Genomic DNA, 13871 nt, shown 5'->3' with positions numbered 1-13871 from the left:
GACTATGTTTTTGTTAAAATTAATAAAAAAAATCGGCAATTGGGAACGTGCCCGGAATTTTGAGAACGTTCCCAATAGAAATTTTATAAAAAAAATGAAATGTGAACAGATTGTTAATATAGTTTTAACCCATTCACTAATTTACTAAGAATTTACCTATGAATACCATTTCTTATCATTATGATCCTCAAAAGATAAAGACGGGAATTTTACACATTGGTGTAGGAAATTTCCATAGAGCTCATCAGCAGTTTTACACCAATAAATTATTGGAATTTGAAGACCAGCAGCAATGGGGAATCTGTGGAGTATGCCTATTGCCTTCCGATGAAAAGATTATCAATGACCTTAAAGCTCAGAATCTTGATTATACACTTACAGTATGTGGAAGAAATGAAACAAATCAAGTCTACAAAATAGGATCATTAAATGAACTCATCTGGGGGATTGAAGATCCGGAAGCGGTGAAAGAAAAAATTGCAGACAGCAATGTTAAAATAATCACCTTAACGATTACGGAAGGAGGATATAATCTTGATAAGGAAACAGGCAAATTTTTGTTAGCAGATAAAAAAATTCAGGAGGATCTGCGCAATACTGAAAATCCTTCCACTGTTTTCGGATTCATCGCAGAAGGTCTGAGCAGGAGGAAAATGAGGAATAACGGAGGCGTTACGATTCTTTCCTGTGATAATCTACAGCATAATGGTAACACGTCTAAGCAAGCTTTTACCGAATTTATACAAGCCTGGGACAAAGATCTTGCAGAATGGGTAAAAAACCATGTTACCTTTCCCAACAGCATGGTAGACCGCATTACTCCGTCCACAACTTCTGAAGATATTACCAGACTGAACAGCTCCAGCGGAATTGCGGACCTGGCTCCTGTTTACTGTGAAGATTTCATACAATGGGTAATAGAGGATGACTTTATTGCCGGAAGACCTGAATGGGAAAGAGTTGGAGTGGAATTTACAGATGATGTGACAGCTTTTGAGAATATGAAACTGAGCCTTTTAAATGCTTCACACACCCTGCTCTCTTACCCTTCTTTTCTTATGGGATACCGTAAAGTGGACCAAGCCATGGAAAACCAGAATCTCAAAAAGTTTGTTCGTGATTTTATGGATATTGATATCACCCCTTTTGTTCCTGTTCCTAAAAATACAAACCTGAAAGAATACAAAAAAACGCTTCTCGAAAGATTCTCTAATCAAAGTGTGAGCGATCAGGTGGCAAGGTTGTGTTTTGACGGGATCTCAAAATTTCCGGTGTATATCACGCCAAATCTGGACAAAATGATTAAAGCCGATGCAGACCTTACAAGACTTGCTTTTCTTATCGCTGCCTACAGGCATTATCTCAAATACAAAAAGGATGACAAAGGGAATTCTTATGAGGTTTCTGAGCCTTGGCTGACTCCGGATGATGAGAAACTGATCTTAAGCGTTGAACCGTTAGACTTTTTAGAACTGTCATCTTTTAATAGTACTGGACTAAGGTCTTCGGATAAATTTGTGAAGCTATACGCGCGGTTTGCAGATGAAATTAAGAATCAGGGAACCAGTCCTGTTTTACAATCAATTCTAAATAAATTACCATGATTATACAACCAGATATACAGCCATCAGGAGGAAAGCATAATCATGCTGTTCTTCCATTTGCAATTATTACATTCATTTATTTCATTGTCGGATTTTTGACTACCGTAAACGAACAGCTGCAGGCCCCCTTAAAATTTACATTTCTCAGCCATGCTGGCAGTCTTAGAAACACATTGACGACACTTACCACCTTTTTCTTCTTTTTGGGTTACCTGCTGAACGGGACTTTGGGAAGTAAATGGGTCAATGCTTACGGATACAAAAACACAATTTTGCGGGGACTTCTTTTTATGATCTCGGGGCTGTTTATGTATCTGTGCTCATCTTGGATGGGAACTCAATATCCAGATTTGAAATTCAGCATCAGGGATGCCATTATTCCTTTGGGCTTTATCATTTTTATCATTGGGTCTTATTTGATGGGAACATCAGCGGCAGTTATCCAGGTAGTGGTCAACCCTTATGCTGCATCTTATGAGATGAAAGGCACTCAGCCAGTACAGCGGTTGAATATTTTGACAGCAATCAATTCTATAGGAACCACGTCAGCACCTTTCTTTGTTACAGTAGTGATGTTTAGTGGTATTTCCATTGAAAATATAGAGATCAAACAATTATTGTTTCCACTTTCTATGCTCATCCTGTGCATCCTGATTATTATTTTGGTTACTAAAAGACTTCATCTTCCGGATATTGCGAATACCAGAGCTGTAGATGGGGAGAAGCTGGAAAGGAGCATCTGGTCTTTCAGGCACTTTGTTTTAGGGGTAGGTGCCATATTTTTTTACGTAGGAACAGAGGTTGCGATAGGTGCTAATATTAATCTCTATGCTTTTGAGCTGATGGATTCAGGGCATCCTATCAATTTCTTTGGGAAAACAGATATTATTATCGGCGGAGTAGATTTTGGAATCCATGCTTTATTATCTACCCTCTATTGGGGAGGATTTCTTGTAGGAAGATCAATATCCAGTTTTTTTAACAAAATATCAGCAAGGACACAGTTGATTGTCACAACGATTTTGGCTGCTATACTTGCCCTGGTTTCTATGATTACACAAAATCTTTGGTTTCTGGTGGCTATAGGTTTACTGCATTCCTCTATGTGGAGCTGTATTTATTCACTTTCCATAAAAGGATTAAACAAATATACCTCAAAAGCTTCCGGAATATTTATTTCTGCTGTATTCGGGGGAGCTATTTTCACCCTTATTCAGGGAGGTTTGGCAGATATTTTCGGATCATGGAGATGGACATGGTCTCTTACCGTAATCTGTGAATTACTGATGCTTGGATATGCTTTATTTGGGTCTAAAGTACGAGAAAAGGATCTTATCTGATATTTATAAAAAAACAGATCATGATAAAATATAAATTGCTGCTTGCTTTTTCAATAATTGTTGGAAGCATGTCATTGAGTGCGCAGGAAATACATTCCGCATTGCAGCTCAGGAACAGCCATCTTTGGAGAGGATTAGAAGTTTCTGCGGGATTGATCTATACCGGAGATGTTCATCTGGACTTTGAAAATTTCTACGGAGGCTTTTGGGCAGGAGGTAATGCAGATGGCTCTTATAAGGAATTCAATAATTATATAGGCTACAAAAATAAACATCTGGTGCTTGAACTGTGGGATATCTACAATTTCTCGCCTGATGCACTATACAATAACAAAGAGTTCTTTAATTATTCTGCAGCAGAAACCGGAAGATTCTGGGATCTGAGGTCTTACTATACCATCAGTGATCAGTTTCCTCTTATTCTTAGCTGGAATACCGTTGTTTTTGGAAGGGACAGAAACAGTAAAAATACAGGGAATAAGTATTCTTCTTTTGTTTTCGGTGAATATCCTGTATATAAAAAGGAAAATCTGGAAGTACGGGGAAGAATAGGCTATGGTTTCGCTCTGAACAATCGAGGTGAAAAGAATAATTTCTTTGCAAAAGAAGCCGGATTCAATGAAATAAGCCTTATCATTTCGAAAAGCTTTACCATCGAGGGATACAAGATCCCTATCGGAATATGGGGAATGTGGAATCCAGTGAACAATAATGCATTTCTGCAATTTTCGGTGCAGGCCTATTCTTTTTAAAATAATATCAGAGAGAAAATGCGACCTCAGCTACCAGTCTTTTTCCCGGCTTTGTTTGGTCTTCAAGTATTGTCAATATATAATTAAATAAATAATAGAAATGAAAAAACATAAAATAGTCTGTTTTGGGGAAGTTCTTTGGGACATATTTCCGGAATCCCAAGTGAGAATCGGGGGAGCCCCGTTCAATGTGGCTTATCATCTTTTTAAGATGGGATTAGATGTATCAGTGATCAGTAGTGTGGGCAATGACGGGCCTGGCCATGAACTGTTGGGGAAAATTAAAAACTGGGAAATTCCGACAGAAGATATCCAGGTGAGTGAGGAACATCCCACAAGCACCGTTATTGCTACTGTGGATAAAAATAATGAGGCCCACTATGATATTGTAGAAAATGTGGCTTGGGATTTTATCGAGGTTACCCCGGAAAACCAAAAATCCGTGGAAACAGCAGATGCATTGGTATTTGGGACATTGGCTACCCGAAATGAAAAGTCAAAGAACGCATTATTTCAAATGCTTGAAATAAGCCCTTACAATGTTTTTGATATTAACCTTAGAGCACCTTACTATGATATCAGGACCATTAATGACCTTCTGCATAAGACCCAATTGGCAAAATTCAATAAGGCAGAACTCCGGCTGGTACTTAATTTTTTGAAGAAAGAATACAAGACAGAACAAGACAGCATCAGGTATTTGCAGGAAAAATTTGGGATTCCGGAAATCATCATTTCCAAAGGAAGCAAAGGAGCATTGTATACAGACGGAGATAATTTTTATCTCTATCCTACGATACCTGTAGAAGTTAGGGATACTGTTGGAAGTGGTGACTCATTTTTAGCTGGATTTTTGTCCAAAAGAATCGGGAAAGGAGATTCTGCTCATGAGATCATGGCACAGGCAGTTTCCCTAGGAGCTTTTATTACATCACAGGAAGGCGCATGCCCCGAATATACACAGGAAGATTTTAAAAAATTTAAAGATGCCCATCCACTATCGGCTTTGAATGTTTCTAAATGGTGATTTCGTTGTTAAATTCACTTAGTATTGAATTATTCGTAAGTTAATTGTTTGAATTGAATTTAAAGCGCAGTTTTTTTTGGCTTTATATTTGAATTTGTTAAAATTAAATATGGTTTAAAATTAAATTTTAGGCTAACATAAAAACACTTACTGTTATGAAGAAAAAAATTGATCCTATTAATGTTGAACAACTTTTTGATTTTTTTTCTAAAAAAGGAAATTTGGATGATAATTACTATGAGTTTTTCGAAGATACTATAAAAAGTGCGGAAAATTTTGCCATAGGTCCCTTCTTTTGGTTCATCACAAACAATATCAAAATGAGGACGGAGATTGTGAGTAAAAATATAGAGCAATTTACTCCTTTTACAAAAAATGACTGGGTGAACTCTGATACCGATTTTTTTATGGGGCTTTTCCATCCGGATGACAGACCGCTGATCATGGGGGCTTTTGTCTTTAGTGCAACAATGCGGCTCAACCTCCTAAGGTCCGGAAAAAAAGGTATTCGGTTCAATTATTATGGCAGAATGCTTGATTCAAAAGGTGTTTACCGCTGGATTTTATTGCAATCTCCGCTGCAGCGCATAAATGAGAATTATGAAATTCAGGCCTCCCTGGTGTTAGTATACGATCTGTCCCATTTTGAGATTCAAAGTCTGCCATTGTTATCTGTTATTGATATGTCTAATAAGGAGGTGCATTATTTCAGACATGTGAATCAGAATGTACACAAAAAAATAGATATTGATATCCCCGCTATCACTGCTCGCGAAAAGGAGATCCTAAATCTGATGGCTCAAGGACTGAATACCCCGCAAATAGCTGAAAGGCTTTTTATATCTTATCACACGGTGGAAAATCACAAAAGCAATCTGAGAAAGAAGACCAACACGAAAACCTCTGCAGAACTTATTGCCTATACGATGAAGTACAGTCTGCTCATGGTATGAGATTAGCAGGACATCTTTTAAAATTTATATACATCGTATTATCATTTTTAATGTGTTCGGTTTTCCGCGAAGAGATGGTGCTCTTTACGAACAGATATGATTAGCAGACGATGTATATAAAATGACTGCATGGTGTCATTGCTGGGAAAAAAGGAGGCTGAGGTGTTTGGAATGAATACCGCTTTTTTTAAACTTATTATTGCGCAACCATCCTAAAATAAAAAAGAGAACCTACAAAACAAAAAAACCAAAGTAAAAAAGTTTTTACTTTGGTTCAACTAATTAATATTACTATAATATGATTTTATATAATTTGTTAAGGATAAAATTATTTTTTAATTATTTTAATAGTCTTAATAATTCCGCTGTTCATTTTTAAAGAAAGTAAATACAAACCATCTTTTAAATCAGTTAAATAAATTACAGATGAAGGTTTTTCAATAGTTTTTATAAGTTTTCCTGATGGGTCAAAAATAGAAATTGATTGTACGTCTGATATATCAGATATAGTAAGCTGATCAGTAAAAGGATTTGGAGATACATTGATTTCTCTTTTCTTTTGTATGACTTCGTTGGTTGCTAATGAAGTCGTGTCATATACTGAAATTTGGAATTCTCCATTTTCTGTATTGTCATCATATTTAGAAACACTTATATACAATGTAGCACCCGGAGTTTGTCCAGTTAATGAAAGAGAAGAAAAAAAATCTTGCAATTTGTCATCATTACAATCAATTTCTGTTAAATTACCACATGTCCCACTGTAAACAGTAAGCACGGAATCATCAAACAGAGAATCTGCAACCTGATCTGTTTCAATCATCAGTTTTCCGCTTGCGGGAACCACCACCTTAAACCAAACATTTTCAACTGCGTCTGAATTACAGGAAGCAGTAGGTCCATCAGTAGTTGCAGTAAGATTCGTAGCGGTTATTGCACCAGAAGAAAAGTCTGTGCCTACTGATAATGATATTGCTTCTGCGCAATTATCATTGGCTGCTGGTATTAAATCATATGCCGAAATTTGGAATTCTCCATTTTCTGTATAGTCATCATATTTAGAGACACTTATATACAATGTAGCACCCGGAGTTTGTCCAGTTAATGAAAGAGAAGAAAAAAGATCTTGCAATTTGTCATCATTACAATCAATTTCTGTTAAATTACCACATGTCCCACTGTAAACAGTAAGCACGGAATCATCAAACAGAGAACCTGCAACCTGACCTGTTTCAATCATCAGTTTTCCGCTTGCGGGAACCACCACCTTAAACCAAACATTTTCAACTGCGTCTGAATTACAGGAAGCAACAGGACCATCGGTAGTAGCTCCTGTATTACTAGAATTCACGACTCCTGAAGAGAAGCTTGTACCAACCGTTAGTAGTACAGCCCCTGAACAATCGTTATTTTGAGCTTTAATAATAATAGCCATCAAAAATAGCCAACAAAATAATAGTTTATTTTTCATATATTTTTTTAAAAAATTAAAATTTGAGGTTTTACTATGCAAAATTTTTATATTACTAACGTCGCTCAGTCCGGTTTTTACTTAAGATGTTTTTATATGCTGTGACAATTCAAAATGATTGTTAAGTATCACTAAGAAATATCTTCTATGTGTTCATAAAGTTTATCTTCTATACTTTCTTTATGATTGATATCTAAAAATATTTATTTTTTATCTGGATATTTTTATTGACAGAAAAATAGTAAGATGTTTATATAAAACAAATAGTGGAAATCTATCAATTTATATTTCTGTTGCATTAATTTACTTTGTCTTGGTAATAGTAGAAAATTAAACATCAAAATATATTTGGTATAGAAATTTATATACTGCTTTTCCCAAATTAAACTCAATGAACTAGACTGTCATTGCAATTTTCTCGAATGATTCTGTAATCTCTTCTATAAAAAAAATACTTTTTGGAGTTTTTTACCTTTATCATCAAAAATAACTGCAACAAATAATGGATATCTACTAGATGTTTTCATTTATTCAATTGTTATTTTTGCAATATAACATATGTAGTGATGTATAGCATATTAATTGTTTAAAGGTTAAGGCCTGTTTTCAATTTTTTTTTTTCCGAAAAAATCAGATTATCTTTTGTTATATATTGAATTGTATGAAAATATATACATCGGTTCTGAATAGGCTTTTTCCTAATTTGTAACTTAAATGTAATAAAAATATAAATCAGAATAATGAATAGAATTATTGATCTCCGTAGCGACACTATCACAAAACCTTGTGATTATATGAAAAGAGCAATGGAGAAAGCTGAGGTAGGCGATGATGTGTACAAGGAAGATCCCACAGTTAAGCTGTTGGAAGAGAAAGTTGCCAGGATGTTTGGGATGGAAGCTTCTTTGTTTTGTGTGAGCGGAACAATGTCTAATCAATTGGCAATTAAAGCGCACACAAGTCCGGGCAATGAGGTGATATGCGATAAGTCTTCGCATATTTATTTGTATGAAGGTGGTGGGATTTCTGTGAACTCTTTATGTTCAGTCAAGCCTCTGGATGGAGACTATGGCATTATTTCCGCAGAACTTTTGAAAGGGGCCATTAATAATGCAGATGATATACACCAGCCTATCAGCAGGCTTGTTTCATTAGAAAATACAACAAACAGAGGGGGTGGAGCTTATTATGACTTTGAAGAAATCAAGAAGATCAAGGAAGTTTGCCAAAAAAACAATCTGAAGCTTCATTTAGATGGCGCAAGACTTTTTAATGCTTTGGTAGAAACACCTCAGTCTCCCGAGGATTATGGGCGTGTCTTTGACAGTATCTCAATATGTTTATCAAAAGGTCTTGGATGCCCTGTTGGCTCTGTAATAATTGGTGATCGTCAATTTATTGAGAAAACACGCCGTCTCAGAAAACTAATGGGTGGCGGCTGGAGACAGGCAGGATCACTGGCAGCTGCTGGAATATATGCTCTTGATAATAACATACAGTTATTAAAAGAAGATCACCGCCGGGCAAAACAAATCGGCGAAATATTACAGGCAAGCACTTTTGCTAAAGAAGTACTTCCCATTGCTACAAATATCGTTATGATGATACCGGCTGATGGTAATGCAAATGAATTTGTAGTAAAAATGAAAGAAAGAAATATCCTTTGTACTGCATTTGGCGATCAGCTGGTCAGATTTGTAACCCATTTGGATATTAGTGATTCTGATTTAGAAGATTTTAAAATGAGAATTTCAATGTCCGGCGAAAAGATTAATAATTCTTAAGTGCGATAGATTTTTGTAAACTTATTTTACATATGAACTACCGCTGTTTGGCTAAAAAATAAAAAGCCTCCACAGACTATGGAATGCTTTTAATCAAAACAACCCTAAAATGTTATTACCAGATTACTAAATTAATAACTATAGATTAAAATTCAAATGACAGATTTCTGTCATTTCAATGAGACAATGGTATGTAGAATCGGGGTATTCGTTTTTCATCATTCCTGAATACAGATTTTTTTAATTATTAAATCAATCTATGGAAACTTTGGTATAACGCTGTTGCAATGAAGCTGAAAAAGGGATATGAACTTCTAAGCTATCCTTAAATAAAAACTTTTGGTAATCATACAGTTTGTTTCATTTGAAGGTTTCGAAAAAGACTTTCTGTGTCGATAAATGGTGTTTAATAAAAAAAGAGAATACATCTACTCGTTAATATCACAGTCTGTTTTATTTTAAATTTTTTTATTCCAAAAAATAATTATGTACAATTTTGAATTTGAAAACAGAGGGTTTTCCGGACAATTGATTGCAGATATAAGAAAAAACTGGGATTTTTTCTTTCCTCTTTCTGATGAAGAGTTTTATATTAAGTTATCAAAACTGAAGCAAACGAGCTTTAAAAAGAATGAGTATCTTCTAAAGAAAGGAGAGATTTGCAAAGAATATTTTTTTCTGTCAAAAGGTGCAGTGAAATATATCGAAGAAAAAAACGATAGAGAATATATTATTGATTTTAATTTTGAAGGAGAATGGAGCGGAGATTATATAAGCTATATGATGCAGAATCCGTCTAATCTTGCAGTTAAAGCAATAGAAAATGTTGAGGTTTTTACCCTTCATATTGAGGACAGCAGAAGTTTGTGTAAGGAAAATATTAATTTTGAAAGATTGGAAATGAATATATTGCGAGAGGCCTTTGCACAGTCATTAAACCAATTGGTACAATTGAAAAGCAATACGCCGGAAGAGAATTATCTTCAGCTTATCAACAACAGACCCTTTATTTTCAATAGGGTGAGAATACTTGATATTGCCACCTATCTTGGCATTACGCCTCAAAGTCTGAGCCGTATAAGAAGAAGGGTTGCCAATAAATAGCTGAAAAATTAACAAAAGATAATATAATCATTTCATTTACTATCTATTGCATATGTTATTTTATAGATTTACTCAATACCTTTGTACTGTAAATAAAATTTTTTTCATCATGTGTGTTTTAGGTGTTACAAATAATGATTTGTAACATCTTTTTTGTTGATATGATAAAAGCTATCAGATAATGAAGTTCTACCAATGATTATCTAAGTTTATAAATTAATCTAAAGAATTTCTCGATGCTCAGCCTCGATGTTAAAAGAGGCAAAGTTTGAAAAACGGATGGTTTTTCAATAGAAAAAGAATTAGTTTTGATTTATGAATGATCATATTTTGAAACAACATAATAAAAACCGTGCTTCTTTATCATTTGGCTTTTCCAGTTAAGTATATGAATTCTTTTATTACTGAAGATGTTGGTTAGTATGGCAATAAAGATGTTATTAAAAAGATATAAAGTATCAGAAAATATATGAGACCCAACTCACTCTTTTCGATTTTTAATACTTTGATGCTCTGCAATGGGGTAGTTTATTAATTATCCCTAATATGAAATAAATTATATTTTAATAAAATATTCGGCAGTGTACGCTTTTGATTACAACATTATATCAGTTGTGTTCTTGTTGTTTCAAAGGAATCTAAAAAGCGCCAAAACAAAATTATTACTACAAGCACGTATATTGATAAGAATATTTGCCTTATATCTAAAATACTATGATTAAACAGTTAAAAGCACTAAAAAAAAGATTCTTTGTCAATCTTATTGTTTTAGTCATATTAACCATAACAGCGCACGTATTTCTATACGGATTTATGGGTGCTTATTTTTTTGCTTATTATAATTTAGCGGCCTTAATTATGGGCATATTTGTTTTGTTGTATGTGAAGAATAAGCCATTTGATAGTATAGAGCATTTCCTTCATCTTTACCTCATCTTTACTTCCTGGTTTCTATTTTTGTACTCGCTTGTACTATGGGAAAAAACGCCTATAGTTTTTTTGTGGTATTTTCTGATCCCTTATGGTCTGAATACATTGTACAATTATAAAATAGTTGTTAAATGGTGTGTATATATACTATTTTTAATCGTAATGACAGTTGCAATCACCCCTCACATTTATAAGTATTTGGCATTTCTAAAGCCATCACATATAAATATCCTGGTGGTAAATATCTCTTCAATTGTAAATATTTTACTATTGATTTGCTTTATTTCCTATTACGCACATAAGATTAGTGGATTGAAATTCATCTTGAAAGCGAATATCAGTAGCAGTGATAATGATATGCCAAATGAAACTTCTCTGGAAAAAGACGAGAATAATTCTGTTTCCGAAGATGGGCGCAAATACGATTTACTGTATCAGGAAATTTTGTATTATTTTGAAAACAACAAATCTTATCTAGAAAAAGATTTTAATGTTGCCTGGCTGGCCTTGCAGCTAAACAGCAATGTGAGCTATGTCTCTAGAGCCATCAAGATTAATGCTCAATGTAATTTTAATTATTTTCTTAACAGATACAGAGTAGAGAGTGCAAAAAAAATGATCATTGAGCAAAATCTAGATAGATATTCGTTAATGTACATTTATTCATCATCGGGTTTTAAAAACCAGTCTACATTCAACAGAGTCTTCAAAGAAATTGAAGGCCTCACCCCTTCGGCATTTATTAAAAACTACAATAAGGAAATTTCTTCCCAATAAACCGGTTTAGTTTTAAGGGTATTTTTATAATTGCCATTCAATTAAAATTTCAAATTTCAGAGCTGGTTTTTAGCATTTACTAAACGATATTTTCTAAGTCTGCGTTTCGTTACGCACAATTCTGCTGCAGAATTCTATCATTCAGTTAATACTAATCTCAAACTTTAAGTTTAGATGAAATTTATATGAAGAAAAAATAATCAAATTCGGTATTTAGTATTTTAAAGTGTTTTATTTCAGTTGTTTATAAAATATAAATGATTTTCAGTATAGCATTTAACAACATGTAGAAGGGAGTATATGTATACAATATATTTGTATTTCAAAATATACTTTAAAAATGAAAACATTATTTTCTCCTGTATTCTTATTTTTCTCAACCCTATTATTTTCTCAAGTTGGAATTAATACAGAATCACCCGACGCATCTTCCAATCTTACCGTAGCACCCACGGATAGGAAAACACCGGCAGGCTATAAAGGAACCTTGCTGAGTGCGATGAGCAGTGCAAATAGGTTGCAGATAGCATCGCCTGCGACTGGGCTTTTGGTGTATGATACAGATCAAAGGTGCCTTATGTCTAATAACGGAACACCGGCTGCTCCTGTATGGGCTTGTACAAATGTCGGATCACCGGTAGATGCCGGTACTTTTAGACATTTATACTTTAAGTTTAATTATAATACAATGACTACTGTATCAGGATATGTAACACAAACTGGAACTAACCCACCGACTAATCAAAACAATAATGTTGTTGGATACTTAACAAATAACAGCCCGTCTACTCTTGTTCAGGTACCGGAATTTGATGGCTTAAGAATGAACGCTGTTTTCGACACCAAAGGAACTTCAGGTCTTATAGCTCCTCTTATAGAAAATGTTTCTGGTGCCCCAATTACAGATTTTGTTTTTTTTAATTCCTCAACAAATTTTTCTACAAGTAGAGTTCCATATACAACTATTCCTACTGGAAATTTTATAAATGCAGATGGTAACTATAGCATGTTTTATGGTGATAATAATTATGAAATTGCTAATGCACTGATTAGTCATAACGGAAAAATGTATAGATGTACTTGGTGGGGATATTATGGGGATGGCACCCATCATATTCACATGACGATGGAGGTTTTTAATTAATTGTCATATTGTACTTTATTGTAAGTCTGCTCTATAACATTATAGACATTGGACTTGAAGCTCTTTCTCAGGATACGGATAAATGGATATAATAATTTAGCCTCCAGTTATATAAGCATAGCATCTTAATTTTAACAAATGAAATAAGGCCGAAAAATCTATGATCCGGCTTTAAAAAAACAAACAGCTCAATTGAGCTATGCGGGGTCTAATATTTTGGAGCTGGCAAGAGAACTGGGTATTGAAGTTATGGTGTTTTACAAATCGAGAAAGCATTATCTGGAATTTTGAGAGAAGAGTTTTCCTCGGAAGAGTCAGGATTTACTTCTTTTGAGACTCTGAGAAAGGCCATAATAAATCATTACAGGGATATTCTGAATTATTTCGATTAAAGAAGCACCAATGGCTGCTGCTGAATCTTTCAATGCGAAAATAAAAAACTTCAGAATGCAGCTCCGCGGTGTAAAAGACAAAGCATTCTTCTTATTCAGATTAGCTAAACTTTTTGCCTAGTCCCCAAATTTTGCGCTTGATCCCTATTATACTACATAAATTAAATAATAGAAAATAATAGTCCCCTTTTTGATATCCTAAAAAGCAAAAACCTCTGAAAATCAAATGATTTCAGAGGTTTTTTGTACCCATAGCCGAAGGATTATCGAAACATTTAATGGAGGATTTAGAAAGGATTACAGAATTAAATAATTTTATCTTGTTGGCTTAACGAAACATTATCACTTATTAAAATACATAGATAACGTTTTGAAGAGCTTAAATAATATTCAAAAAGTTTGAATTGGTAGTGTCTCACTAACTGTGTAAGTTAAAAAGTTATTCTGGAAAATTTTGAGCCCTCATAGCTCAAAAAATTTTACGGAAATAACTTTTTATTATTTTTAACCATTACATAGTTATGATAGACAAAGAAGACTTATTAAACAACAAGGATTTCTATAAGTCCTTTAAAAATGGAGAAGACTTAACC

10 protein-coding genes are annotated in these 13871 nt (G+C 34.1%); 9 read left to right on the top strand and 1 reads right to left on the bottom strand.

Going from position 1 to position 13871, the window contains the following annotated elements; all coding sequences use genetic code 11:
• Positions 1–158 precede the first annotated feature (158 nt).
• The 5 genes from C8D70_RS14120 (at position 159) to C8D70_RS14100 (ending at position 5676) form a co-directional block, all read left to right on the top strand.
• Complete coding sequence (locus C8D70_RS14120) at positions 159–1604, top strand: mannitol dehydrogenase family protein (RefSeq protein ID WP_110367723.1); 1446 nt, start codon at positions 159–161, stop codon at positions 1602–1604.
• Positions 1601–2944: an MFS transporter gene (locus C8D70_RS14115; protein ID WP_110367722.1), complete on the top strand. Its 1344-nt coding sequence runs from the start codon at positions 1601–1603 to the stop codon at positions 2942–2944. The genes C8D70_RS14120 and C8D70_RS14115 overlap by 4 nt, the downstream gene beginning before the upstream one ends.
• A gap of 20 nt (positions 2945–2964) precedes the next feature.
• The gene (locus tag C8D70_RS14110; RefSeq protein ID WP_110367721.1) at positions 2965–3696 is read left to right on the top strand and encodes a hypothetical protein; all 732 of its coding nucleotides are present in this window, start codon (positions 2965–2967) and stop codon (positions 3694–3696) included.
• 100 nt (positions 3697–3796) lie between these two features.
• Positions 3797–4723: a carbohydrate kinase family protein gene (locus C8D70_RS14105; RefSeq protein ID WP_317047795.1), complete on the top strand. Its 927-nt coding sequence runs from the start codon at positions 3797–3799 to the stop codon at positions 4721–4723.
• A gap of 155 nt (positions 4724–4878) precedes the next feature.
• Entirely contained in the window at positions 4879–5676 is a 798-nt protein-coding gene (locus C8D70_RS14100; RefSeq protein ID WP_110367719.1) for a LuxR C-terminal-related transcriptional regulator, read from the top strand.
• A gap of 328 nt (positions 5677–6004) precedes the next feature.
• On the opposite strand, the gene C8D70_RS14095 is transcribed toward C8D70_RS14100, so the two are convergent.
• Positions 6005–7147, bottom strand: a complete 1143-nt coding sequence (locus C8D70_RS14095; protein WP_110367718.1) for a T9SS type A sorting domain-containing protein — start codon at positions 7145–7147, stop codon at positions 6005–6007.
• Between the two features lie 740 nt (positions 7148–7887).
• On the opposite strand from C8D70_RS14095, the gene C8D70_RS14090 reads away from it, so the two are divergent.
• The 4 genes from C8D70_RS14090 to C8D70_RS14075 all read left to right on the top strand — a co-directional run bounded on the left by C8D70_RS14090 (position 7888) and on the right by C8D70_RS14075 (position 12886).
• Positions 7888–8931: a threonine aldolase family protein gene (locus C8D70_RS14090; protein WP_110367717.1), complete on the top strand. Its 1044-nt coding sequence runs from the start codon at positions 7888–7890 to the stop codon at positions 8929–8931.
• Between the two features lie 486 nt (positions 8932–9417).
• Positions 9418–10035: a Crp/Fnr family transcriptional regulator gene (locus C8D70_RS14085; protein ID WP_110367716.1), complete on the top strand. Its 618-nt coding sequence runs from the start codon at positions 9418–9420 to the stop codon at positions 10033–10035.
• Positions 10036–10749: 714 nt separating this feature from the next.
• Positions 10750–11742: a helix-turn-helix domain-containing protein gene (locus tag C8D70_RS14080; RefSeq protein ID WP_110367715.1), complete on the top strand. Its 993-nt coding sequence runs from the start codon at positions 10750–10752 to the stop codon at positions 11740–11742.
• A gap of 340 nt (positions 11743–12082) precedes the next feature.
• Positions 12083–12886 carry a hypothetical protein gene (locus C8D70_RS14075; RefSeq protein WP_110367714.1) on the top strand — a complete coding sequence of 268 codons (804 nt, stop codon included), beginning with the start codon at positions 12083–12085 and terminating at the stop codon, positions 12884–12886.
• Positions 12887–13871: the final 985 nt, after the last annotated feature.

The sequence above is a fragment of the Chryseobacterium sp. CBTAP 102 genome, from assembly GCF_003201365.1.
In the GTDB taxonomy this organism is placed as follows: Bacteria; Bacteroidota; Bacteroidia; order Flavobacteriales; family Weeksellaceae; genus Chryseobacterium; species Chryseobacterium candidae.
Note: the sequence above shows the minus strand (reverse complement) of the source record. Positions and strands in the feature narration are given on the sequence as shown.